Source organism: Capnocytophaga endodontalis (assembly GCF_002209445.1).
Lineage (GTDB): Bacteria > Bacteroidota > Bacteroidia > Flavobacteriales > Flavobacteriaceae > Capnocytophaga > Capnocytophaga periodontitidis.
The window spans coordinates 1769606-1794475 of record NZ_CP022022.1; the positions used below are offsets into that span (position 1 = coordinate 1769606).

The following is a 24870-nucleotide window of genomic DNA, read 5'->3' on the forward strand; positions in this document are numbered from 1 at the left end:
TCCTCCACTTCCGATTATTATTTATTCACAATCTAATTAAAATACATTCCCCCAATTTTTTTAACAAAATATTTGCATCGTTTCGTTTAATGTCGTATATTTGCGACCTCATACCACAAAAAATAATATGAAGGTACTAAAATTTAAAACTCTCTCGCTACTGTGCGTTTTTGTATGGCTAACCCAATGGACTACCGCCCAAACGCAAACAGTAACTACTACTGCTACTACCTCTAAAACCACTACAGCACAAACTCCTATGAACACCATTACGCGCGGGGAAACTTCTATCTCAGGGAATACCAAACCCCTATGGGTGCTCAATGGGGTAATATTGGAAGACGATATAGATTTAAAACCTGAAGATTTAGTCTCCGACGACGCTAAAATGCTCATCGCCGCGGCTATACCTGGCCTTACCGCCGAAAGTATAGAAGGTTTTAAAGTGCTTAAAGACGCTTCAGCTACCGCTATCTATGGCCAGCGAGCTATCGGGGGGGTTGTCGCTATCACCACTAAAAAAGGAAATGTAGGAAGTAGCAACATCACCTATACCAATGAATCTACCTTTCGTTTTATCCCTACCTATGCCGAGTATAATATAATGAACTCGCAAGACCAAGTCGCACTATACAAAGAGTTTTTACAAGCTGGACACTTCAAAGTCGATGATATCTACGCTCAAACGGGCGTGCTCTCGCGAATGTACCAACTGTATAAAATATTAGATGCCAATGGCAACCCTATGGTACCTAATACCGAAGCAGGGCGCGCTGCTTACCTCAGAGCTGCCGGACTTAGGAACACCAATTGGTTCAACGAGCTCTTTCAAACAAGTATAATGCAAAACCACACCCTATCTTTCTCCTCTGGAAATGAAAAATCTACTTATTACGCCGCTTTGAGTGTGCTCAGCGACCCAGGTTGGACGAAAGGAAGCTACTTAAATCAATACTCTGGAAACCTAAATGCTAACTACAACCTCTCTCGAAAAGTACGCCTGAATGTCATCAACGACTTGTCCTATAGAGAACAACTTTCTCCTTATCAAGATTTATATTCTTACGCCCTTAACAACTCCCGTGCCTTAGACCCTAAGGACTACTACACCCAAAAATACACTCCTTACAATATCTTCAACGAAATAGATAATGCCTATCGAAAAAGCTATACCGCCAATTTGCGTTTGCAGGCACAACTCTCTTGGAAAATTACCCCTAAAGTCGAAGCCTCTCTAATGGGCGCTATACGATACCAGTCTTATATCCGCAATACCGACCGCACCGAAAAATCAAACGAGGCAATGTCTTACCGCGAGATGTCCAACTCCTTCATCCGTGATAGCAATAATAATCTCTATAAAGACCCTAACGACCCCTTTGCTCTCCCCAACATCGTATTGCCCGAAGGTGGCTTGCGCTCTAAACGAGAAATGACCACCCGTAGCAACAACTTCCGCGCTACAATAAGTTATAACGACAGCTTTAAAAACGGTTTACACCTCATATCGCTGTTTGGCGGTTTTGAAATGGATAATACACAGCGCAATACCGACTCTAACGACAATTACGGCGTCCTCTATAACTCAGGATATTATAGCTATTACAGCTATCTCCTCTTTAAAAAACGACAAGAAGAAAACAAAAACTATTACAACATCAACAACACCGTGAACAACAACCAAGCCTTCTACGGAAATGTGAGCTATACATTTAAGAAACGTTATACCTTTGATGGAACTCTTCGATATGATGCCTCTAACAAGTTCGGCGAATCGCGTTACATACGATGGATGCCTACTTGGAACACAGGAGTAAAATGGAACGTAACCGAAGAAAAATTCTTCAGCAAACTCAAACCGCTCTCGCTCTTATCGTTTAAAGCCTCTTTTGGAATAACAGCCATTTCCCCTTCTGTGAGCAATTCGCTTTCTCAAATCTATACCGATATGCCTTGGCGAAACTCAACCGAGCGTGAGATAGGCTTATACATAAAAAATGCTGCCAATCACGACCTTACCTATGAAAAAAACCAAGAACTCAACCTCGGTACTCAGTTAGGCTTATTCAACAATCGCATCAACATATCAGCAGAATGGTTCAACCGAAAGAGTTATGACCTCATTGGCGATATTGTAACCCAAGGCGTAGGAGGAACGATTACCAAAAAAGGAAATATGGCTGAAATGCGCATACGAGGCGTAGAACTTGGCTTGGAAACAACCAATATAAAAACAACCGATTTCTCTTGGAAAACTTCTTTCGTCTATTCCCGCGCTACCAACGAGGTAACCAAACTGCTTACTGCCCCTACCATTAGAGATATGATAGGCTACTCTACCACTAGTAGCTCGCCCGCTGGTTTTGCCAAAGAAGGCTACCCCCTCAAATCTATATTCTCTATTCCTTTCAACGGACTGAATGACAAGGGGCTACCCACTTTCTTGGACGCCAATGGCAACACCACAGTCAGTGGTATTCGATTTGATAACCGCAATGTCGATTTCTTGAAATATTCAGGTACACTCATCCCTACCGATAAAGGAAGTTTCAGCAACTCATTTACTTACAAAGGACTTTCGCTCGGCGTTGTCTTTACCTATTCTTACGGCAATGTGGTGCGCTTGCGTAAAATCACCAATGCTTATGCAACCGATTATAGTACCGCACCTAAAGAACTCAACAATCGCTGGTTGAGAGAAGGCGATGAGAAAAACACTACAATGCCCACGCTTTTCACCTCTTATATGTTTGAACAATACCAAAGAGCCAATGTAATACAAGCCTATTACACCTATGATTATTCCGATATCCGCATAGCCAAAGGTGATAACATTCGATTAAAAGAAATCTCTATAGGTTATACTTTTGATAAAGAATTCTTGAAAAGAAACCATATCCGCCAGCTGAGTATGAAACTCCAAGGAACCAATCTCGCCTTGCTATATGCCGATAAACAACTCAACGGCGACGACCCCGATTATCTGGCTAATGGAACTCCTATCCAGCCAAAACGCCTTATATTTACTTTAAGAGTAGGTCTTTAATCTTAAAAAAACAGAAAAACGATGAAAAAGATATATATACTTATAGGTATAGCCGTATACAGCTTGACCGCCTGCAACCAGTTACTCGATGAGTTGCCCGATAACCAAGTGCGCATCGATACCCCCGAAAAAGCACGCCGATTGCTCACAAACGCTTATCCTAAAACAAGCGAAATTGTGATAAGCGAACTCTCCTCCGATAATATTGACGATAACGGTACTATCATATCAGGCGCTAACTACTTGAGCAATGAAGCTAGCTATTGGCAGGTAATACGCGAATATAATAATAGCGACGGACTACAGAATGTTTGGACAGCTCACTACCAAGCAATTAATACGGCTAATACCGTGCTCGAAGCCATTGAAAAAATGAGCGCTTCAGCAGAACTCAACGCTTGTAAAGGAGAAGCCTTAGTAGCGCGCGCCTATGCTCACTTTGTGCTGGTGAACCTTTTTTCTAAACCTTATAATCCCAATAGCAGCAGTACCGATTTGGGTATTCCTTATATGATACAACCTGAAAGCGAACTCAATAGAAAATACGCAAGAGGTACCGTAGCCGAGGTATATGCCAAAATAGATGCCGACCTCACCACAGGTCTACCTCTCATTAATGATAGTTATTACCAAACACCTAAATACCACTTCAACAAAAAAGCAGCTTATGCTTTTGCTGCGCGCTTCTATTTGTATTACCAACAATGGCAAAAAGCCTTAGATGCCGCCAATGTAGTACTCTCCACTAACGATGCTACTACCGAAGGACTCTTGCGCAATTGGAGCGACTTCACCGATGCAAGCAAAACAGGAGGAAAAGTATTCGGTAGGTTTGCCATTTATTACACCAATGAACGAATCAATGCCAATTTGTTGCTCTTGCCTGTGAGTTCCGAAATATCCGAAACTTATTTTACACCCTATACACGTTTTGTACACAACAAACGCACAAACGGCGAGGAAACACTCGTAACTGCAAACTTGTGGTATCCTCAACGCCAACCTAATAACAACTTCTCGTTTGGCTATTACTATTTCGAACCTTTTACCCCTACCAGCGCCCGTGCCGATGGGGTAGTAGTCGATAAATTTCCTAAATTCAATGCTAAAAATGAAGAAGGTACTACCGTCAAAAAAAGCATCGTTGTCCCTTTCACTACCGATGAAACTCTTTTGGTACGTGCCGAAGCTAAAATACACCTGCAACAATATGCAAGTGCGATCAACGACCTCAATATGTGGACAGGTAAATTCATCAAAAAAGATGTTACTATAGGAAGTTATACTTCTAAAAACCAATTCACCCAACAAGAAATTGTAGACTTTTACAACAATTTGGCTTATTCCTCTACCGCTACCGATAATGGAGCAACTCAAAAAAAACGCCTCGCTCCATCTTTTGCCATTGCCAACGATGGTATTCAAGAACCTCTCTTGCACTACCTATTGCAATGCCGCCGTATCCTCACCCTTGGCGAAGGATTGCGCTGGCAAGATATACGCCGTTATAATATAGAGGTCGCCAGATATCAGCGTGACAACAGAAACCGAAACAACTCAACCATCAAAGCCATCTTGCCTCCTGACGATTTGAAACGCACCATACAACTACCCGATGCCGTTATTGGTGCAGGAATGCAAGCAAACCCAAGATAATAAAAATAAAAACTCAACGTATGAAAAAAATACTATATCCCCTTTGTGCAGCTCTTTTCTTCTTAGGTTGTAGCAACCACGATAAACTCAGTGATGATACACCCGAGAGTGACGGTTCTACCTTAAACCCTCAAAATGAGCTGGATAGATATTTAGATAAATATATTGCAACCCCTTATAGTATCGAGATAGTGTATAGGTATGAAGATAACAAGCTCATCAATCGTGAGTACTCCTATACTCCCACCCAATACGATAAGGCTGTACAGTTCGTCAATGTGTTTAAGTACTTATTTGTAGAACCCTATGTAAAAATAACTTCTACAACTTTCTTGAAGGAACATTCCTTCAATATGCTCATCTTGTTGGGGCAACCTGCTTTCAATAGTGATGGCTCTAAGAACGTAGGGCTTGCTAATGTAGGTAGAAAAGTGCACCTCACCGAGATAAACAACATCCAGCCTAATAATATCTACTGGCTGAACGATAACCTGTTGTCTACTCTCTATCACGAAAATTCACATACCTTGCACCAGTCAATACAGTACACTACCGATTACGAGAAAATATCGCTCAACGACTATCAAGGGGGAAACTGCTTTAGCCATTGGGGTAGCACTCGCGACTACCTAAAAGCTGGATTCATCACCGCTTATTCTAGTTACGACCACGACGAAGATTTCGTAGAACTATTAGCCCGTTACATTGTCTATTACAACGCCTCTTTGGATTGCGGTTGTGCCACTACCAATAGCAGCTTAGATACCGATGGTGATGGCTTCGACGATAGTTTGTACACCGCTTGGAAAGCCAAATTTGTGAATTATGGCGATATAACAGGCTACGAATCTGCTAGCGTTTGGGAAGAAGTACTCAAAGAAGCCGACGTAAAAATAAGAGATACCGAAACCTATACCGGCAAACAAAAATTAGAACAAAAGATAGCTATTATGAAAAAATACCTGTCTGAGACTTGGAACATCAATTTAGATGAGTTTAGAGCCGAAATTCGCAGCCGTTATCCTTATGTAGCTGGTAAAACCTTCGATGGCGTAGCCGTGCCTGCAAAAGATTTTTCAATATTAAACAACGATTAAAATGAAAAAATACCTATATATAGCACTATCAACATTGATGCTTATCAGTTGTAGTTACAAAGAAGACGATGTGTTCTCTCAAAAACCTTCCGAACGTAACAATAGCATCCTTCAAAAATACAAAAGCCAATTAGAAGCCCCTAATACCTATTGGGTCTTGAGTAGTTACCCTGGCGAAAGCAATGTAGGCTTTTGGGTATACCCCTATAATCCTACTGTTTTTGCTACCGAAAGAGACTATCCCCGCTTCGACCGCAGTATCGGTGGCTATAACTATATCGTAAAGTTCGCCGATGGAAAGGTAACAGCCTCCTCTGAAGTCTTAAAAGACAATACTGAAGATACCTCTTATTTTAGATATACCATAACAGAAGGTCCTACCTTGAGTTTTGACACCTATAGTAAGGTATTACATCACTTTTCTTTTGTCTCCAACTGCTTTCCTAAGGGAAGAGGTGGCGATATAGATTTTATCTTCCTCAAAGAAGAAAATGGCGTATTTACCTTGCGTGGTCGTACCTCTAACAACCTGATGACACTCAGAAAATTAGAAGGAGACAGAGAAACTTTCTTAAACAAACTGAGAGAAAATACTAATACCCTAAAAAACAAAGCACTGTCTCCTATCAGCGTAAACGGAACAGAAGTAAACCTAAAATTTTTCCCTACTTATAGACAGATAGCCTTCTTGTACAACAACAATCAAAAGTATGAGCAACGCGCTTTCCTAATGACCGAAAAAGGCTTTAAACTCTATGAACCCGTAACCATCAATGGTGTTACTTTCAACGAGTTTTATATCAACAATGCCAAAACAGGACTCACCACCCCCGATGGAACGATTACAACCTCTTTTGTAACCTCCCCTTTCATCCCTACTGATAACACTCATCAAATAAACTTCAGTAGTGGATGGGTATCACCTATTTTGTTAAACTATTTCAATAGAAGAAAAAGAGCCGTTGCACGTGAGTATGGAGCTAATTTTGTTCTGTCCGAGTCGCTTTATTTTATGCCATTGGCTAATGGAAACGATGGCACAAGTGTTTCTCAACTATATGCCGATGTAAGTGGCTATAATTGTTATTACGAAGCCGATTTCGTAGGGGTAGCTGGCGAACCTAATCAAGTCGAAATCCTATTTAGAGACATTGGAGAAGACTATTATAACTACATCTACTTCTTTTCCGATGTAAAAAATCTATTGTTGCAATTAGCAAAATATAGTCCTTATAAGGTAGAAGATCAAAACAATGGTTATTACATCTTCACCAGTGCCCGTAACGACGAAGTCTGGTTTTACATCAAAAAATAACTCTTCCTCTGTATATACCCCCTTTTGCATCACCACACTTTGGCAAAGGTTCTAATAGCTTATCAAGCTATGACCTTTGCCAAAGTTAATTATTCTATTAATCAACACAATCGCCACCCCTCCCACCATTCCCACTATTCCCACCCCTCTCACCGCTCCCATCTCTGCCCGTGCGGCTTGCACCTCCCACCGCTCCGCAATTCTCAGAGTTTCTCCGCGATTCTCCTTCCTCATCATTTTTGCAAAAAAAATGTTAAAAATATTTGTTCATTACATTTTTTTTGCGTACATTTGCAGCGTTTTTCAGAGGAGCTTTCCTACTGTGTAAAACAAAAAAACATAAGTTAGTAAATTATAGAATTTTAAATAAAAAATTTAAGACATTATGAGTAAACCAAAAACACTTTCCGTTGATAAATACGGAATTAAAAACGCTAATGTTCGTTACCAATTGTCTGCTGACGAACTTCACCAAGAAACTTTGGACAAAAAATTAGGCGTTGAAGCTTCTTCTGGAGCTATTGCTATCAACACAGGTAAATTTACAGGTCGTTCTCCTAAAGACCGCTTCATCGTAAAAGATGATATCACCAAAGATCGCGTATGGTGGGGTAGTATCAACATCCCTTTCGAACCCGAAAAATTCGATAAACTATACGAAAAAGTAGTAGCTTATCTTTCAAGTAAAGAAATTTACGTTCACGATGGCTATGTTTGCGCCGACCCTAAATACCGCACCAATATCCGTACTATTACTGAACTTCCTTGGAGCAACCTTTTTGCTTACAATATGTTCTTGCGTATAGATGATAGTGAGCTCCCTTCTTTCAAAGAAGATTGGTTAGTTGTAAACGCTCCTGGTTTTGAAGCTGACCCTGCTGTAGATGGTACTCGTCAAGCTAACTTCGCTATCTTGAACTTCACTAAAAAAATCGCCCTAATCGGTGGTACTGGTTATACCGGCGAAATTAAAAAAGGTATCTTCTCTGCTATGAACTTTGAATTGCCTGTGTTCCGCAACACTATGCCAATGCACTGTTCTGCTAACGTTGGTAAAGACGGTGATACTGCTATCTTCTTCGGCCTTTCTGGTACTGGTAAAACTACCCTTTCTGCCGACCCTAACCGCCACCTCATCGGTGACGACGAACACGGTTGGACTCCTGAAAATACCGTTTTCAACTTCGAAGGTGGTTGCTATGCTAAAGTAGTTGACCTTACCGCTGAAAAAGAACCTGAAATCTTCGGTGCTATCAAAAAAGGCGCTATCCTTGAGAACGTAATTATGGATGATAAAGGTGTTGTTGATTTCTCTCGCACTGATATCACTGAAAACACTCGTGTTTCTTATCCTATTTACCACATCGCTAATATCCAACCAGGTTCAATAGGTCACAATCCTAAAAACATCTTCTTCCTTACTTTCGATGCTTACGGCGTATTGCCTCCAATCTCTAAATTGACTCCTGAACAAGCTGCTTACCAATTCGTTTCTGGTTATACTTCTAAAGTTGCCGGTACTGAGGTAGGTATCACTACTCCTCAAAAAACTTTCTCTGCTTGCTTCGGAGCTGCCTTTATGCCTCTTCACCCAGCTGAATACGGTAAACGTTTGGCTGAAAAAATCAAAGAAACTGGCGTAAACGTATGGTTGGTAAACACTGGTTACAACGGTAAAATGAAAAGATGTAGCTTGAAAGATACCCGTGCTCTTATCACTGCGGCTCTTACCGGCAAACTTAACAACGTTGAATACAAAGAATTGCCTATCTTCGGATTCAAAGTGCCTCAATCTTGCGACGGTGTTTCTGACCAAAGCATCTTGAACCCAGAAAATACTTGGAGTGACAAAGCTCAATTCAGCGCTAAACTCAAAGAATTAGCTGAATCATTTGTACAAAACTTCAAAGATAAAAAATTCGCTGAAGGTGCAAGTGCCGACGTCCTCGCTGGTGCTCCTAAATTGTAATTTGACTTTAAAGGACATAGTTTGAAAAAGGTTGCTTCCCCATCGGAAGCAGCCTTTTTCTATTATTATCTTCTATATTTTGAATATATTTGTTGTTGATTTTATAATGCGAGTTATACTTTATAATTTTGTATGTTAAAAAAATGAAATAGAAAGTGAGTATGGATTTTGAAATTATAAGATAATTTGTTTAGGAATAGTTTTTAAAAAAATAGTATCTTTGCTTTCTCAGAATGAAATTATTAATAAAATGAAAAGAATATTATTTTTATGTATGACAATTATTTTTATAACTTGTCATAAAAGTAATGATGAAGCTCCCCAATCAAACCCTAATCCCCCTACAAATACCTATTTATATGGTATTACTATAGATGACAGTTGGGATAAAACCAGAGTTACTGTTCAACAGATTGTAAATGCTATCAAGGCAATGCCTATAAAACCTACGGTACGTATAGTGATGTCTAAGGGTACAGCGATAGCTAATTACAAACCGCTTTTTTCGGCTGTTCATCAAGTAGCTTATGTGATGGCAACACCTGCCGATTCAGAAGATATGAAAGATTACAAAACTGTGAATAGTTATGTAAAGAGATTTCAGGATTCGTATAAAGAACTATCGGCATATACGGATTTTTGGGAAGTGGGCAATGAAATTAACGGAGAAGGTTGGATGGGTGACGACCCTCAGTTTATTGCCGATAAAGCCTATGGTGCTTATAAGTTTATCCGTAGTAAAAATGCAAAAACAGTACTTGTGAGCTACTATTTTAAACCAGATGACCAAAAGGTGACGATGGAGGATTGGCTAAAAAGATATATTCCCGAAGATATGAAAAAGCAGTTGGATTACGTGTTAGTAAGCTATTACGAAGATGATAACGGCAATTACCAGCCTAATTGGCAAGAGGTATTTAATAATTTAGAGTCTATTTTTCCGAGTGTTAAATTAGGCATAGGGGAGTGTGGCAATAACGATTATAAGAAGTACTCTGTACAGAGTAAAGTGGAAAGAGCTAAGCACTATTATTCGATGCCTAAATATGTAAAGAACTACGTGGGCGGTTATTTTTGGTGGTATTGGGTACAGGACTGTGTGCCTCATCAAAACAGTGAAGTTTTTAAGGCTATCAATAATAGTTTAGTTAAATAATTAATTATATTGATGTGTCTATTTCGCGAAATATAGTAGTAAAAGTTGTTAATCTGTATGTATACAACTAGATAATTGATAATTGAAAAAACGCATTAAAATTAGTGTGAGATTTAATATAAAAATTAGGACGAATATTCTTGAAGAGTTATCCGAAAAGTCTCAAAATAATACTTACTTCACTACATTCTATCGAAGTTTTTTGCTTGTACAGATTATATCTATAAAAAGTTGATTGTATTGATAATCAATTAATTTTAAATTGTATTATGTTAGAGATGTTTTGTACCTTCCTCAAAAAAATACTCTTATTTATTCACAATCTAATTTTGTTTTGAAACATAAAAGATTAAAGAAACTCTTATTATTAGCCATTAAAATGGCACAATTGTTGCCTATTCGTCTTACGATATAAAACAAATTAGTAAAACAAAAAATATGATAAAGAATTACGCAACAATGATAGCTACTGCCTTCCTCGGCGGAGCTATGACCTTAGGAGGGTATAAACTCTTTATAGATAAACACGACGCCAAACAAGAGGCACTTGATTTGCTCTCACGTCCCGCTTTGGTACAAACTAATCACACTACCCCTGAAAGAACGGTAGCAGGCGAAACCAACTTTGTAGAAGCGGCTAACAAAACGGTGAATAGCGTAGTGCACGTAAAGAACACTGTAAAATCACAAGGAGGTGTTACCTCTATCTTCGACCTTTTTTACGGTAATGGGGGAGGCGAACAGACCCAAGTAGGTACAGGCTCTGGCGTTATCATTACCCCCGATGGCTATATAGTAACCAATAATCACGTGATTGCCAATGCTACTACTTTGGAGGTTACCCTTAACAACAATAAAACTTATACAGCTAAACTCATAGGTACAGATGCCGCTTCCGATATTGCCTTACTAAAAATAGAAGCCGACGAAAAACTACCTTTCCTCACTTTTGCGGACTCCGATAATACGCAAGTAGGCGAATGGGTACTCGCAGTAGGGAATCCTTTCAACTTGAATTCTACCGTTACTGCCGGAATCATCAGTGCAAAAGCGCGTAATATCAGCGAGCGCGGTAGCGATAAAATAGAATCGTTTATACAAACCGATGCCGTGGTGAATATGGGAAACAGTGGGGGAGCTTTGGTAAACCTCAATGGCGACCTCATTGGTATCAATACCGCAATCTCATCTACTACAGGGGTATATATGGGCTACTCATTTGCTGTGCCTAGCAATATCGCTAAAAAAGTGGTAGAAGATTTGATAGAATACGGAAATGTACAACGCGGGGTTATGGGCGTACGCGGACAAGGATTAGACTCCGAAGTAGCCAAAAAACTCAACGTCAAAGAAACTGAAGGATTCTATGTAGATTCTGTAGATGATGACTCAGGAGCAGGAGCTGCCGGTCTTAAAAAAGGTGACATTATCAAACAAATCGATAATGTGAAGATACATAAATACTCTGACCTTAGTGGTCACATCGCTTCTAAACGTCCTGGCGATATGCTAAAAGTAACTTATGTACGCGAAGGTAAAGAACGCACTGCCAATATTACCCTCAAGAAAAACACTACTTATGTAATACAATCCTTAGGTTTGGAAGTGAAAAACCTTTCAGAAGCCGACCAAAAACGTTTTAAAACTAAAAATGGAGTGAAGGTTACTGCTGCAGGTCAGTTTTATGAGTACAATAATATCAATATAGTAGGAAAAGTGTTGCTTTCAGTGAATGGAAAAACCATTAAAGATGTAGATGAATTGAAAAATATAATGTCTAATCTTTCTTCACGCAATCGCAACTCGTTAGAATTCCTGAACGAAAGAGGAGAAAAAGAAAGATTCTTCTTCTAATAAATATTCAATGAAGTTGTCCGAAAAGTCTCAAAATCGTATTTGCATCCCTATCTTTGCCAAAGTTTCTTGTCCGTACAGTTCATATTTTTGGCAAAGTTGAATACTCAAATAGTCAATCACTTTTAGAGTCTTTTGAGTAAGAAAGCCAGCAATAGTTGGGTATGTGTTGCAAATGCCCTTACAAATAGAACTTTTCGGACATCCTCATATAATTACCCCTCCTTTAACTCGTCAGCCTTGTCCGACTTGTCCGAGTCTCTCCAAGTTCCTCCGAGATTTCCCAAGTCTCTCCCAAACCTCATAATAAAAAAATCAACAATGATACACTATTTAAAAGCCGATGCTACGGCACCACAAACCGAAGGTAACATTATCATCACCCATATTTGTAATGATATAGGTGCTTGGGGTAAAGGTTTTGTGTTAGCACTTTCCAAACGCTGGAAAACACCTGAAAAACAATACAAACAATGGTATAAACAAGGCGAAGGTTTCGCTTTAGGTGCAGTGCAGTTTGTAAAAGTAGAAAATGATATATGGGTTGCCAATATGATTGGGCAGCATCATATTTATAAAGATGAGAACGGCAATCCCCCTATTCGTTATGAAGCAGTGAAAAAAGCCTTACAACAAGTAGCCAATTTCGCTCTTGAAAACAATGCCAAAGTACAAATGCCTCGCATAGGTTGCGGATTAGCAGGAGGCTCTTGGGATAAAATCGAAGCCATTATCAATGAAACCCTTTTAGAAAAAAATATAGAAGTATTTGTCTGCGACTTATAATTTTTCACTTAACCGATGAATATCAAACTTATAGCCGTAGGAAAAACCGATAATTCAGCCTTACAAGAGCTCATCACCACCTACGAAAAACGACTTTCGTATTACATCAATTTTGAATTGCAACTCTTGCCCGATATTAAGAATAGCAAATCACTATCGGAAGAGCAACAAAAAGCAAAAGAAGGGGAGCTTATCCTCGGCAATGTAGCCTCGTCTCATCACCTGATACTCTTAGACGAACGTGGCAAAGAGTTTACCTCAGTGGCTTTCGCCGATGAATTGCAAAAGAAAATGAATGCCGGCATCAAGCAGCTCACCTTTGTGATTGGGGGACCTTATGGTTTTTCAAAAGAAGTATACGACCGTGCTAATGGCAAGTTGTCACTTTCCAAACTCACCTTTTCACACCAAATGATACGCCTATTTTTTGTAGAACAACTCTACCGTGCTTTTACGATTCTTCGTAATGAGCCCTATCATCATCAGTAATCTAAATTTCACTGCTAGCGCGAGCTTGTAGCTCGTGCCCACCGTGCAAGCTTGCAGCTTGAGCCTCCGGAATTGGCGCATCGCACAATTCTCCCTCGCAAATTGGCAAATTCACAAATTATTACTACATTTGCCCCCGAAAACTCAAAATAAGAAAAAACTATGAAATGGGAAGGAAGACGTCAAAGTAGCAATGTTGACGATCGCCGTGGTATGCGCGGCAAAGGCGGACTTATCGCTGGCGGTGGTATCGTCGGTATCATCGTTGTATTATTGCAACTATTTGGTGGTGAAACAGGACAACAAGTAGCCTCTGTTGTAAACCAAGTAGCAGGTGGTAACCAAACACAACAAGCAGTAGAACGTGTAGAACTCACTGCCGAACAGAAAAAAATAGGCGAATTTACTGCCACAGTACTCGCTGATACCGAAGATGTTTGGGAAAAAGTATTTGCTCAAAATGGATTAGGTACCTATAAAAAACCTACCCTAGTACTCTTCACCGAAAATGTCAGCACCGGTTGCGGTAATGCTACGGCAGCTGTAGGTCCTTTTTATTGCCCTGCCGACCAAAAGCTCTATATGGATATGGACTTTTTTGAAGAACTCAAATCTCGATTCGGAGCTAAAGGCGGCGACTTTGCTATCGCTTATGTGATGGCTCACGAGGTGGGGCATCATATTCAAACGCTCTTGGGTACCTCTCAGCAAGTACGCCAAAAACAACAAGGGCTCTCTAAGGCTGCTGCCAATAAATGGTCAGTAGCTCAAGAGTTGCAAGCCGATTTCTATGCAGGAGTTTGGGCGCACCACAATCAAAAATATTTGGATACCGATGATATCGACGAAGCACTTAGTGCCGCAAATGCTGTAGGTGATGATGCTATACAAAAACGTATGCAAGGACACGTAGTCCCCGATTCCTTTACTCACGGTACTTCCGAACAACGAAAATATTGGTTTACCAAAGGCTATAACACTGGCGACATCCGTCAGGGTAATATTCAAACTATTTATGAACAAACAAGTAATCGTTAGAGATTTAGGCAATAAAGATTATAAGGAAACTTGGGACTACCAAGAAAACCTCTTTCAAAAAATTGTCGAGCAGAAAACAAATAACCGAGCTAATAACACTCACTTACCAACCGATAATTATTTTCTCTTTGTAGAGCATCCTCACGTCTATACCTTGGGTAAAAGCGGACATATAGAAAATTTGCTCATTGATGAAGAAGGATTAAAGAAAAAAGGAGCTACTTTCTATAAAATTAATAGGGGAGGGGATATCACCTATCACGGTCCTGGTCAAATTGTAGGCTATCCTATTTTAGATTTAGATAACTTTTTTACTGATATCCACAAGTACCTTCGCTTTTTAGAAGAAGTGATCATTCGCACTCTTGCCGATTATGGTCTCAAAGCAGAGCGCAGTGAAGGTGAAACAGGCGTTTGGCTTGATGTAGGAACTCCTTTTGCTCGCAAAATTTGTGCAATGGGCGTCCGCTGTTCCCGCTGGGTAACGATGCACGGATTTGCCCTAAATGTAAATACTGATTTGGGATATTTTGATAATATTATCCCTTGTGGAATTCGCGGTAAGGCAGTAACCTCACTAAATGTAGAATTAGCCAAAGATAAAGTGGATATAGCCGAAGTAAAATCGCATATCCTAAAGCATTTCAAAGAAATGTTTGAAGCTGAATTGATATAAAAAAAGCTACCTTAATAACTTGAATGTAGAAGATGTTTTCTCATCAAAAAGGTAGCTTTTGCGTATTGTGAGGCTGTCCGAAAAGTCTCAAAATCGCTTTTGCGGATTGCCCCCTTCCTTCGGAAGGGGGAACGGGGGTAGGCTTGCGTCGCTACACTTTGCCAAAGTTTTAATTGCTCGTCGTGCTACAACCTTTGGCAAAGTTGACTACTCTGATTATCAATAATTTTTTGAAGTATGTTATGTACGGGCGTTTTGCAAACGCCCACTTAAATAAAACTTTTCGGACACCTTCAACGGGGGTAGGCTTTAAAACGCAAATACGGTACATTACCCCTTCTCTGCCCCGTCCGCCTTGTCTGACCTTGTCCAAAAACCCTGCGATTCTCCAAGTTTCTCTGCGATTCTCCCCAAAAAACAATCAACCTAAAAATCCCCGTAATTCACTTGAAAGCAAGGTAAATGCAAATCCTTACGCCACATATCTACCACTTGATTGCGGTCATCTAAAAGAAATTCTACAAAGTATTTTCCTTGTATTTCACCCTCAAAAAGTTCCCTTTTAATGATGTTATCTTTGCGGAAATCGTTAGAGGTGCGCATCAGCAGTAAGTCGTAACCTATTTGGTGTTTATCGAGAAAACGCACTGTAGGTTCGCGGAATTTATCTTCGCGCCCCGAGAGCAAAATCACTTGATAACCTTGTTGTTTAGCCATTTTCAAAGCAGCAGCTACAGGTGCGTTCAGCAAGTCGTTATCACAAGTCGCCGCGTTGTAAGGATCACGACCATTGAGCAAGGAAAGAGTACCATCTAAATCGCAAATCACAGCCTTAGGTAGGTGCTTATCTTGAGTAGCATAGCTGCTAGTTGCCACTTGTACTTTGCGAGGAATAGGAGCAAAATCAAATTTTTCGAGAGTGTGCTTTAGGTTAGCCACATTTCTCTCTACCACACTTTTAGATATGAATTTTCCCGTTTCTTCATAGCGTTTATCACAGCGTTTTACTAATTCGTCTACAGGTAAATCAAATACTTTAAAACTGATATCAGCGTATTCAGTATAAGTGTGAATCATATCCTCAATGGTGCGCAGCGATGTGTTTGTAGCATCGATAATCACATTGGTATCGCTTTTTAGCAAGGTGAGCACCGAGGCTTCTACCATTTTGCTAATGCGCTCTTCATAGAACGGAATCATAAGTGAATCACCAAACTGCATCAAGCGAAAGTCATCGCGATTCACGCGTATCCAATTGTCTTCGGTACGTAAAAAATAACGTGCAAAGGTAGATTTACCCGACCCTGGGGCACCCACCAATATAAGAAGTTTACTCATAGTCTGCTGTCTAATTGATTTTCTACCTCTTCCCCTAAAATGCGGTCGAGTACTAAGTTTTTAAATTCGTAATTCTCCTCGTGAATTTCATTATAAGGCGTTTGCAAAAGTTTGGCATTGATAGCCCAATCGTTGATAGAACATTTCAGCTTACCTTTGATATTGCGTTTAGTGATTTGTTCTTCTAATCGGTCTTGAAAATCCACCCCGTAAATGAGTGTGAGGTAATCGTTGTTGCGCACCTTGAAAGCAGGCGGTATGCCTTGTATAAAAGCCTTACGAGGCTTGATAACTACCCCCTCTTCGTCATTTGCGTTCATTTGGTCTACCCAAGCGCGTATTTCAGGGTATTTGGCTTCAAAGTCAGCAGTATCCGTAAAAGTGTAGTGCAAAAATTCATCGCTGTTAATACGTGCAAAACTGAGGTTGTCATTCACAAAATACTCAGTCCCGTCATCGTAGATTTCCTTTAAAATATTAAAAGGTTTGAAGTAAACAGTTGCGTCTTTGCCAAAGATATCTAATTGTCTTTTAAACAGAGCAATATTCTTCTCATAATGAGGCAAATCGAGTAGCTTCATATCGCGTATCGATTGGTATTGACGAATGATATGGGTAGGGTATTTATCTTTCAGTTCCTTGCCCGAGAGTACTTTGGCATCAGCCACAAAAGCAAGGTATTCAGGCTTTTGCCTGATAGCGTTTATTTTTTCATACAAGTCGCTCTGTTGCAAGTAGTCGCAATGTATTTGATGAGAGATGTAATAAGCCGAAAACTCATTGGTAATAAGTCCTTTACCTAAAGCCGACCACGGCATCAATTCCGATTGGATAATGCGAATAGTCGTATTATCCCAGCTGAACTTAGCGTGCAACTGAGTGAGCGCTGGCACCCATTGTGAACGGTCTAAATGATTGATTTTATAACCATTTCGGCTTACTAAATAACTATCTTCTAAGTTCTTATGTAAGTAAATATCACAATAAGAACCCATATATTTCTTCTGTATTAAAATCTCTTTGATGTCTCTGTCAAAGAACCATCGCAAGCCCTCATAAAGACTTTCAATTTCATTGCGCCCTACCGATTTAGGAGCTGGTGAAATAGTCGGCGAAAAAGCATTGATTTTGTTCTTGCAAAACCAATCAATACGTTTTTTTATAAGTGTTTTATCTTCCATCGCTTAAATTTGTGGCAAAGGTAACAAAATGCACATAATTACACAAATAATTTGCTTAATCAAACAGAATATACTACTTTTGTAGTCACACAATAAGAAAAACGATGAAGACCTATTTCAAACGATTATTCATTTTTACAGCAATTATTTTTAGCTTTCAGGTTGATTGTATTAAAGAAGATGAGGTTTATACGGAACATAAACGTGCTCTGTTACAACACAACTATCTCATTGTAAATACTATCGATGGCACTCCTGCTGAAGTTGAGGTGAGCTATTCAGCTTATATCGCTGGAAATAAAGAAAATACTGTGATAACCGAGCGCAAAACTACTCCTTTTGTGATAGGAGGAGAGAAAGTGATGGCAAAGTACGACAGTATATACGAATCTAATGGTAGAGATAGGTGGCATCTCTACAATCAACCTTATTATGATTATCAGCCTAAAGGGAGCGATTATCTCGTGATAAAAAACACTTCTACTACTACTTTAGAATATGCCGTGGTAGGAACTCAAAAAGTGCGCTATTATGCTCTGCCTGAACTTAATAGAAAACCTCTCATCAGCCGTAAAGAACCTGTAGATATAAACAAAATGCTCAAAGATTACCCTTTGCCTATTTACAAGGGAACGCCCGTGCTGTATCTGTTTAAACCAGAACTCGCTCCGCAAACTGATGTCTTTATTTTTTGGGAAAGCCTTTCGTCAGACGATAATACACGTATAAGTAAAATACCCCTTAAAACACCTACATTTGGAAGTGTAACCCTCAATGCGCCAATGCCTATAACCGATGTCTTAGCTCTTTATAAAGAAGAATTTGAAAAAGGGAATACTTTGTTTGATAGCTATTCTACTTATTACTCTCACCTCTTAGGTGAACCGAATAGAAGTTTAAAAACGCTTAATTGGTATGTGTCTGATGGTCTTTGGTATGGAAAACTCTCTGCAGGACAAGAACTTATAAATAAAGAAGGCAAAATAAACTTTACAAATCTCAATAGCAAACCGAATAGACTATAAAACAAAAAAAGTAGGGTTATGGGGTATATATCACTTTTTTTACTATTTTTGCCCCCCTAAACGCTAATTGAATAAAAAAGAAATGTCAGAAAATAAATCACTATCTTTTGATGTACTCATCGAAATTCCCAAGGGGAGTCGCAATAAATACGAGTATGATTTTAAATTGCACAAAGTGCGTTACGATCGTATGATTTTCTCATCGATGATGTATCCTGCCGATTATGGCTTTGTGCCCGAAACCTTAGCTTTAGATTCCGACCCGTTAGACGTGCTCGTATTAGTAACCGAACCTACTTTCCCTGGCTGTGTAATGGAAGTTAAACCTATAGGAGTATTCCACATGGCTGATGAAAAAGGTCCTGATGAAAAGGTGATTTGCGTACCCGTTTCCGACCCAATATGGAATAAAATGAACGACCTTAGCGATTTGAACCCTCACCTTATCAAAGAAATCGAACACTTTTTTAGCGTATATAAAGATTTAGAAAAGAAGAAAGTAGCGATCAACGGTTGGGGTGATCTAAACGAAGCAGTGAAAATTTATCACGAATGTAAAGAACGCTATGTCAATAGTGGCAAAAATTTTTCAATAAACTAAACTAATGAGGCAATGAGTTGATTTGTACATCAACTCATTGCCTCATTACCTAATCAATAAATTGACCAATGCCTTTATTCAAACAAGACCCTTTCGGACACACCCTTTTCGTAAAGAAATGGCTCATTCGCGTTTTTGGACTCATTACTCACAGTCGTTATGATGGTTTCAATCAACTGAAGATTGAAGGCTCGGATATCATTCGTGAATTGCCTCCACAAAATGTGATGTTCATTTCTAATCACCAAACATATTTCGCCGATGTAACAGCTATGTATCACGTATTCAACGCCAGTTTGAAAGGACGTAAAGATACCTTAGATAATATAGGCTATTTGTGGAATCCCAAACTTAATATTTATTATGTGGCAGCCTCCGAAACAATGAAATCGGGGATATTGCCCAAAATATTAGGGTATGCGGGTGCTATTCCTGTCAATAGAACTTGGCGTGAAAAAGGTAAAGAAGTACACCGTGAAGTACGCCAAGTAGATGTAGAGAATATAGGAATTGCTCTTGCTGATGGCTGGGTGATTACCTTTCCACAAGGTACTACATCTCCTTGGAAACCTATCCGCAAGGGTACGGCACACCTTATCAAGCAATACAAACCTGTAGTAGTGCCTATCGTAATTGATGGATTCCGCCGTTCATTTGATAAAAAAGGTATCAATATCAAAAAGAAAGGGGTTCAACAATCAATGATTATCAAACCCCCTTTGCAGATTGATTATGAAAATGATACAGTTGAAGAAATTGTAGCTCAAATTGAAATGGCTATCGAACAACACGAATCATTCCTCAAAGTAAAAAAATTAGAACTTGAGAATACGCCAAAGGTAGAAAGTCAAGAGCAACCCTAAACTTGCTAAACCTGCACCCATAAGCGACGGGTAATTGGTGCTGAGTCCATAGAGCAGCGGCAATCCTCCTACATAAGCTCCAATAGAATTAGCAGTGTTGAATCCCGCTTGCATAAAAGCGGCTCCCATCATTTCGGATTGAGGAGCACAGCGAAAAATAAGCATATTCAGCGGAGAGCCTAATGACATCGACATCGCTCCACATACAAACGTAAGTACCCACGCTATAGGCTGAATATGTGAGAAAAAGAAGACTAATAGCAATACACTGATGAGCATCAACGAGATGTAAATAGTCGCTTTGATAGGCAATAGGCGGTCAGTAATCCAGCCTCCTAAGAGGTTACCTACTACCATTCCCGCACCTGCTACTACCATCACCACCGATTTCATATCAGGGTTGATATGCGCCGTCTCTATCATCAAGGGTTGTATATAGCTGAACCACGCAAAAAGCCCGCCACAACCTAAGGCAGTAATACCTAAAACTAATAACGACCTTCTATTGAAAAATAAACGTACTTCGCGCTTGATACCAAGGTCTCTTTTGTTTTCTATATTGGGTAAGAAAAAGAATATCGATAGCATTGTAAGCAATCCTAACGACGATACACATCCCATCGCTGTTCGCCAGCCTATCCAAGCTCCTATGTAAGTAAGCAAAGGTACCATTATCAAATTGGCGACAGTAAGCCCTGCAAACATAATTGAAATGGCAAAAGCCTCTTTACCTTTAGGGGCTAACTGCTTGGCTACAATAGCACCTACCCCAAAGAATGCACCGTGGGGTAACCCCGAAAAGAAACGCGCTAAAAGCAAAGTAGTATAATTAGGTGAAAAAACTGAAAGCCCGTTGAAAAGCGTGAAGAGCAACATAAAGAACAATAGTATCTTCTTAGGATTGTATGAGGCTGCCAATGCGATGAGTGTTGGAGCACCTACAACTACACCTATAGCATAAGCCGAAATAAGCCGCCCTGTAATAGCATCTTCTAAAAGCATATCCTCACCTATTACACGTAATAATCCCATTATTAGGAACTCGGTAGCTCCTAAAGCTAAACCTCCTATGGCAAGAGGCCACAGTTTTTTAATCATAAGTTTTCTTTTTTAAGTAATTTCTTTATATAATGCCTAATTTCTTCATCAAGAAGGTAGCGTTTTTGTTTTTGCACACCCCATCTCTCAGTTTGTAATCAAAAGTGAGTTCCCCATTTTCAATGATTGATTCAAAACACTTATTTTGTAATTGCAGCGGATATTGTTCGCTGAGGTTACACACTTCTATATCGTGAGTGGCAAGTACTCCTAAAGCCTGTAAGGAAAGCAAACGTTCTACAATTTTAATAGTGCCGTGCTGTTTATCTTCGGAATTGGTACCGCGTAATACTTCGTCTAAGAGTACAAAGCAACGTTCGCTTTCTAAAGTTTTTACAATTTGCTGTATACGGTTGATTTCGGCAAAGAAATATGATTTACCATCGTTGAGAGAATCAGCGAGACGCATAGAAACGAGTAATCGCAAAGGGTGTACATTGGCTTTACGCGCGCAAACTGGTAAACCTACCAAAGTGAGCAACATATTCACTCCCAAAGTACGCAAAAAAGTACTCTTCCCCGACATATTAGAGCCTGTAAGCAGTATAAAAGCCTGCTCATTGAGAGTAATATCGTTAGTAACGCGGTGTTCAGTAGGAATAAGCGGGTGCCCTACCGCCTCAAAAGCTATTTCGTACTTGTTATTAAGAGTAGGATATACAAAATTAGGGTGATTATAGCTAAAATTAGCAAAACTACACAACACTTCAATCTCTCCCACCGATTGCAACCACTCTTCTATATGGGCTGCATAGCGTGCTTTCCATTGCAAAAGTTGTTGGTAACGATGTATGTGATAGAAAGAAAATGCGTTGAGAGGTATAGAGACTAATATATTGCCTACACTGTCTAAATCGTCTAACAAGCGCGAAAGTTGGGCTATTTTAATGCTGGCTTGCTGGTTTTTCTCAGGAAAACGGGCTTCTACTTGGGCTATACATTCCCTGAAAGCATACAACATTGTATAAGTGCGCTCAAATCCTAATTTTTCTTTGGCGATTCTACCTACAAAACTAAAGAAAATTACTAAATTTATAGTGAGCAGCAACTTTCCTATAGTTTTTAGCAGTTCGTTATCCTCACCATAACCTATTAACAGACATACAACAAGCAGTATAGGTAAAGCTATAAGCGTATAGCGCATAGCATTGCTCAACAGTTTAACAGGGGCTTTTGCCCACGCACTCAGTTTGGTGTAGAACTCCTCACTATCGTCTATTTGTTGGGCATAAGCAGTAAAGGTTTGTCGCCAATCAAGGTCGGGAGTAAGGGTTTGTATTTGTTTTTGAGTATCGAGAATACGCTCTGGAATAGGGCAGAGAAGTCGCTCTGCTAATAGTTTTCTCCCCAAAAAAGTATGCGTGCGATTGAGGTAGTGATAAAGTGAGCGTTCACCTAAAATATCTAAATCATAAGCGTAAGGGTGATTCTCTTGTTGGAAAGCACTACCATTATCAGTGAAGAAAATATGTTGTTCTAAAAAAGCAATTTCCTGCTCATTGAGGCGCATTTTAGTTTTAGCAATTGTGCGACGAGCTCTTATCTTTTTGTGTTTTACAATCAATAAAAAGAAGATGATAATAGCCAATACAGAAAAGAGCCCCATCAGTATAGAGGGGGCTTTGATGAGTTGGTATACTAAGCCAATAATCAGTAACATATCAGTCAATCGTAGCAACCCCATTTGGTTGTATTGCTTGTTGAGTTTTTGATATTGTGCTGTGGCTTCTGTGAGTTTTTCTTTATATGAGTTTGTCATTTTTATTATTCGTAATTATTATCGAATCCAATCATTCAAGCGATTAGCATCTAATCGTAAGAAGATGAAAAGTAGGATAGTAAATGCCCAAAGTCCAGACCCCCCATAGCTAAAGAAAGGCAACGGAATACCAATGGTAGGTATCAAACTAATTACCATACCTATATTGATACAGAAGTGTACAAACAGAATTGAGATTACACAATAACCATAAACCCTATTGAATTTTGTTTTCTGTCGTTCGGCGAGTACAATGAGTCGCAAGAGTAAGAAGGTGAATAGTATTACTACAGTAGCTGTACCAACAAATCCCCATTCTTCGCCTATGGTGGTGAAAATATAATCGGTGTGTTGTTCAGGGATAAAACTTCCTTTGGTACGTGTACCTTCCAAGAATCCTTTTCCTAAAGCACCTCCAGAGGTAATTGCCGATTCCGCCATATTGGTATTATAAGCAAAATCACGCTTCATAGCTGCAATTTTCTGAGGGTCGGTTTCAAGGCGCAACCACAGGTTTAGACGATTGCGATGGTGCTGTTTCAGTACATTATCATACACGGGGTGAGTAGCGAAGGCTGTTAGCAAGCACAATACCGAGAGTATAAAAATATTCTGAAAAGGAATTCGGTTAGTTTTCTTTTTATGCCAAAATCCATAAGCCCCAATACTGATAATAGAGGCTAAAACAGTGAAAGTAGTACCAAATTTCAGCGAAGAGATAAACACTACACCTGATAAAAAGAGATAGAAGAGTAGGGCAGAAGGCATTCCTTCACGGAAGAGTGCAAATGCTAATGAGAAGAATACTAATAAACTCCCTACATCGGGTTGTAACAAGATGAGAAAAGCAGGTATACAAATGATAGCGATAGCGCGTAAGAGATCGGGAGTACGCCGAATATCAGTGTGAATATCACTCACATAGCGAGAAAAAGCAAGAGCCGTAGCTACTTTAGCAAATTCACTGGGTTGTACTGTGATAGAGCCTATAGCATACCACGCTTTGGCGCCATTGGTCTCTTTACCAAAAATAAATAACCCTGCCAATAAAACAATAGCAATGAGATAGAAGAGTACTGCAAAATTAGAGTACACTTTTGGGTCTAAAGCCAAAATAAAAGTAATCAGCAAGAAGCTGAGCCCTATAAAAAGCATCTGTTTCCCATAAAACTGATTGATGTCGAAAATGGAAGTAACATTTAGGTCGCTATAAGTAGTGGAGAAAATAGCAATCCACCCACACATTACTAATAATAAATACAATATTACCGAAATCCAATCCAGATTCTTTATAAGGCTATGTTTCATTGATAGTTATAAGATTTGAGTTTTTTTCTAAAAAGGAAAAATAAGGTGTATTCGATAGCTAAGTTAAGCCATCTTTTTTCGTTGGTCAAGAAAGAAAACCAAGTATTAGCGAGTAGATTTCCAAGAGTGAGACTCTTAGCAGCTACCGATACTTGTTGGGTGAGTGACAAACGATCTATTTCCTTTTCTAAACGCAGTATTTTAAGGTCGTTATCGATTTCTTCAAAAGAGTGATAGATTTTATTCTTCGTCATCGGGTTCTACTTTAAAATAGATTTCGGAGAGTTTTTCTAATAGAGGTCTTTCAATAAGTTTTTTTCGGAAAGCCAATACTATTATAGCAATCAATATATAGAAAGCTCCTACAATAGCAAATCCTAAGGCGTTGCTACCCAATGCTTCGCCTACTGCATAGGCTATAGCAAAGGACAAGAAAAACAATACCAACAAACTAACAAAAGCTACTATAAAAAAAGTGATGAGAGCATAGGATGATTTACCTATGAATCTAAAAATAAATAATTTATAGTAAGCGATTTGCGAATCAAGGGCGGAACTTGCTTTTGTAGGAACTTCCTCAAAAGATTCTTTGATAGAATGGATAGACATAAGTGT

21 protein-coding genes are annotated in these 24870 nt (G+C 39.4%); 14 read left to right on the forward strand and 7 right to left on the reverse strand.

Features of this window, described 5'->3' with window-relative positions:
• Positions 1-127 precede the first annotated feature (127 nt).
• The 11 genes from CBG49_RS07885 to lipB all read left to right on the forward strand — a co-directional run bounded on the left by CBG49_RS07885 (position 128) and on the right by lipB (position 15082).
• Positions 128-3046: a SusC/RagA family TonB-linked outer membrane protein gene (locus tag CBG49_RS07885; RefSeq protein WP_088594069.1), complete on the forward strand. Its 2919-nt coding sequence runs from the start codon at positions 128-130 to the stop codon at positions 3044-3046.
• A gap of 21 nt (positions 3047-3067) precedes the next feature.
• The gene (locus CBG49_RS07890; protein ID WP_088594070.1) at positions 3068-4702 is read left to right on the forward strand and encodes a RagB/SusD family nutrient uptake outer membrane protein; all 1635 of its coding nucleotides are present in this window, start codon (positions 3068-3070) and stop codon (positions 4700-4702) included.
• 20 nt (positions 4703-4722) lie between these two features.
• Entirely contained in the window at positions 4723-5799 is a 1077-nt protein-coding gene (locus CBG49_RS07895; RefSeq protein WP_009414217.1) for a substrate import-associated zinc metallohydrolase lipoprotein, read from the forward strand.
• A 1-nt stretch (position 5800) separates the two neighbouring features.
• Entirely contained in the window at positions 5801-7114 is a 1314-nt protein-coding gene (locus CBG49_RS07900; protein WP_088594071.1) for a DUF4302 domain-containing protein, read from the forward strand.
• Between the two features lie 385 nt (positions 7115-7499).
• Positions 7500-9083 (forward strand): phosphoenolpyruvate carboxykinase (ATP), encoded by a 1584-nt coding sequence (gene pckA / locus CBG49_RS07910; protein WP_009414220.1) that lies wholly within the window; start codon positions 7500-7502, stop codon positions 9081-9083.
• 274 nt (positions 9084-9357) lie between these two features.
• Positions 9358-10239 (forward strand): hypothetical protein, encoded by an 882-nt coding sequence (locus CBG49_RS07915; RefSeq protein ID WP_088595293.1) that lies wholly within the window; start codon positions 9358-9360, stop codon positions 10237-10239.
• A gap of 438 nt (positions 10240-10677) precedes the next feature.
• Positions 10678-12093 (forward strand): trypsin-like peptidase domain-containing protein, encoded by a 1416-nt coding sequence (locus tag CBG49_RS07920; RefSeq protein ID WP_088594073.1) that lies wholly within the window; start codon positions 10678-10680, stop codon positions 12091-12093.
• A 321-nt stretch (positions 12094-12414) separates the two neighbouring features.
• A complete protein-coding gene (locus CBG49_RS07925; protein WP_088594074.1) occupies positions 12415-12879 on the forward strand; it encodes a macro domain-containing protein in 465 nt (154 codons plus the stop codon).
• A 15-nt stretch (positions 12880-12894) separates the two neighbouring features.
• A complete protein-coding gene (rlmH, locus tag CBG49_RS07930; RefSeq protein WP_088594075.1) occupies positions 12895-13368 on the forward strand; it encodes a 23S rRNA (pseudouridine(1915)-N(3))-methyltransferase RlmH in 474 nt (157 codons plus the stop codon).
• Positions 13369-13530: 162 nt separating this feature from the next.
• Positions 13531-14406, forward strand: a complete 876-nt coding sequence (ypfJ, locus tag CBG49_RS07935; RefSeq protein WP_088594076.1) for a KPN_02809 family neutral zinc metallopeptidase — start codon at positions 13531-13533, stop codon at positions 14404-14406.
• Entirely contained in the window at positions 14384-15082 is a 699-nt protein-coding gene (lipB, locus tag CBG49_RS07940) for a lipoyl(octanoyl) transferase LipB (protein WP_088594077.1), read from the forward strand. Before ypfJ ends, lipB begins: the two co-directional genes overlap by 23 nt.
• A 426-nt stretch (positions 15083-15508) precedes the next feature.
• Here the strand turns inward: lipB and CBG49_RS07945 are convergent, their stop codons facing one another.
• Positions 15509-16420 carry a phosphatase domain-containing protein gene (locus CBG49_RS07945; protein ID WP_088594078.1) on the reverse strand — a complete coding sequence of 304 codons (912 nt, stop codon included), beginning with the start codon at positions 16418-16420 and terminating at the stop codon, positions 15509-15511.
• Positions 16417-17601 (reverse strand): glutathione binding-like protein, encoded by a 1185-nt coding sequence (locus tag CBG49_RS07950; protein WP_088594079.1) that lies wholly within the window; start codon positions 17599-17601, stop codon positions 16417-16419. The genes CBG49_RS07945 and CBG49_RS07950 overlap by 4 nt, the downstream gene beginning before the upstream one ends.
• A 104-nt stretch (positions 17602-17705) precedes the next feature.
• On the opposite strand from CBG49_RS07950, the gene CBG49_RS07955 reads away from it, so the two are divergent.
• From CBG49_RS07955 to CBG49_RS07965, 3 genes are all read left to right on the forward strand, one after another.
• Positions 17706-18626, forward strand: coding sequence for a hypothetical protein (locus CBG49_RS07955; RefSeq protein WP_088594080.1), 921 nt, complete (start codon positions 17706-17708; stop codon positions 18624-18626).
• Positions 18627-18708: 82 nt separating this feature from the next.
• Positions 18709-19227, forward strand: a complete 519-nt coding sequence (locus CBG49_RS07960) for an inorganic diphosphatase (RefSeq protein WP_088594081.1) — start codon at positions 18709-18711, stop codon at positions 19225-19227.
• A 68-nt stretch (positions 19228-19295) separates the two neighbouring features.
• The gene (locus CBG49_RS07965) at positions 19296-20090 is read left to right on the forward strand and encodes a lysophospholipid acyltransferase family protein (RefSeq protein ID WP_088594082.1); all 795 of its coding nucleotides are present in this window, start codon (positions 19296-19298) and stop codon (positions 20088-20090) included.
• On the opposite strand, the gene CBG49_RS07970 is transcribed toward CBG49_RS07965, so the two are convergent.
• Genes CBG49_RS07970 through CBG49_RS07990 form a run of 5 tightly spaced genes read right to left on the reverse strand, consistent with a single transcriptional unit; the run spans position 20043 to position 24864 of the window.
• Positions 20043-21188, reverse strand: a complete 1146-nt coding sequence (locus CBG49_RS07970) for an MFS transporter (protein WP_088594083.1) — start codon at positions 21186-21188, stop codon at positions 20043-20045. The two genes, CBG49_RS07965 and CBG49_RS07970, sit on opposite strands and share 48 nt — an antisense overlap.
• Before the next feature lie 25 nt (positions 21189-21213).
• Positions 21214-22947, reverse strand: a complete 1734-nt coding sequence (locus tag CBG49_RS07975) for a MutS-related protein (protein WP_088594084.1) — start codon at positions 22945-22947, stop codon at positions 21214-21216.
• An 18-nt stretch (positions 22948-22965) separates the two neighbouring features.
• A complete protein-coding gene (gene rodA, locus CBG49_RS07980) occupies positions 22966-24255 on the reverse strand; it encodes a rod shape-determining protein RodA (protein WP_088594085.1) in 1290 nt (429 codons plus the stop codon).
• Positions 24252-24509, reverse strand: coding sequence for a DUF6327 family protein (locus CBG49_RS07985; RefSeq protein WP_088594086.1), 258 nt, complete (start codon positions 24507-24509; stop codon positions 24252-24254). The genes rodA and CBG49_RS07985 overlap by 4 nt, the downstream gene beginning before the upstream one ends.
• Positions 24496-24864, reverse strand: a complete 369-nt coding sequence (locus tag CBG49_RS07990) for a phage holin family protein (protein WP_009412248.1) — start codon at positions 24862-24864, stop codon at positions 24496-24498. Before CBG49_RS07990 ends, CBG49_RS07985 begins: the two co-directional genes overlap by 14 nt.
• Positions 24865-24870: the final 6 nt, after the last annotated feature.

Bases quoted from the DNA above. Each gene is read 5' to 3' on its own strand.
- lipB (WP_088594077.1), top strand. From the start codon at position 14,384: ATGAACAAACAAGTAATCGTTAGAGATTTAGGCAATAAAGATTATAAG.
- CBG49_RS07950 (WP_088594079.1), bottom strand. From the start codon at position 17,601: ATGGAAGATAAAACACTTATAAAAAAACGTATTGATTGGTTTTGCAAG.
- CBG49_RS07895 (WP_009414217.1), top strand. From the start codon at position 4,723: ATGAAAAAAATACTATATCCCCTTTGTGCAGCTCTTTTCTTCTTAGGT.
- ypfJ (WP_088594076.1), top strand. From the start codon at position 13,531: ATGAAATGGGAAGGAAGACGTCAAAGTAGCAATGTTGACGATCGCCGT.
- CBG49_RS07920 (WP_088594073.1), top strand. From the start codon at position 10,678: ATGATAAAGAATTACGCAACAATGATAGCTACTGCCTTCCTCGGCGGA.
- rlmH (WP_088594075.1), top strand. From the start codon at position 12,895: ATGAATATCAAACTTATAGCCGTAGGAAAAACCGATAATTCAGCCTTA.
- CBG49_RS07925 (WP_088594074.1), top strand. From the start codon at position 12,415: ATGATACACTATTTAAAAGCCGATGCTACGGCACCACAAACCGAAGGT.
- CBG49_RS07915 (WP_088595293.1), top strand. From the start codon at position 9,358: ATGACAATTATTTTTATAACTTGTCATAAAAGTAATGATGAAGCTCCC.
- CBG49_RS07975 (WP_088594084.1), bottom strand. From the start codon at position 22,947: ATGACAAACTCATATAAAGAAAAACTCACAGAAGCCACAGCACAATAT.
- CBG49_RS07960 (WP_088594081.1), top strand. From the start codon at position 18,709: ATGTCAGAAAATAAATCACTATCTTTTGATGTACTCATCGAAATTCCC.
- CBG49_RS07990 (WP_009412248.1), bottom strand. From the start codon at position 24,864: ATGTCTATCCATTCTATCAAAGAATCTTTTGAGGAAGTTCCTACAAAA.
- CBG49_RS07955 (WP_088594080.1), top strand. From the start codon at position 17,706: ATGAAGACCTATTTCAAACGATTATTCATTTTTACAGCAATTATTTTT.
- pckA (WP_009414220.1), top strand. From the start codon at position 7,500: ATGAGTAAACCAAAAACACTTTCCGTTGATAAATACGGAATTAAAAAC.
- rodA (WP_088594085.1), bottom strand. From the start codon at position 24,255: ATGAAACATAGCCTTATAAAGAATCTGGATTGGATTTCGGTAATATTG.
- CBG49_RS07885 (WP_088594069.1), top strand. From the start codon at position 128: ATGAAGGTACTAAAATTTAAAACTCTCTCGCTACTGTGCGTTTTTGTA.
- CBG49_RS07900 (WP_088594071.1), top strand. From the start codon at position 5,801: ATGAAAAAATACCTATATATAGCACTATCAACATTGATGCTTATCAGT.
- CBG49_RS07945 (WP_088594078.1), bottom strand. From the start codon at position 16,420: ATGAGTAAACTTCTTATATTGGTGGGTGCCCCAGGGTCGGGTAAATCT.
- CBG49_RS07985 (WP_088594086.1), bottom strand. From the start codon at position 24,509: ATGACGAAGAATAAAATCTATCACTCTTTTGAAGAAATCGATAACGAC.
- CBG49_RS07970 (WP_088594083.1), bottom strand. From the start codon at position 21,188: ATGATTAAAAAACTGTGGCCTCTTGCCATAGGAGGTTTAGCTTTAGGA.
- CBG49_RS07890 (WP_088594070.1), top strand. From the start codon at position 3,068: ATGAAAAAGATATATATACTTATAGGTATAGCCGTATACAGCTTGACC.
- CBG49_RS07965 (WP_088594082.1), top strand. From the start codon at position 19,296: ATGCCTTTATTCAAACAAGACCCTTTCGGACACACCCTTTTCGTAAAG.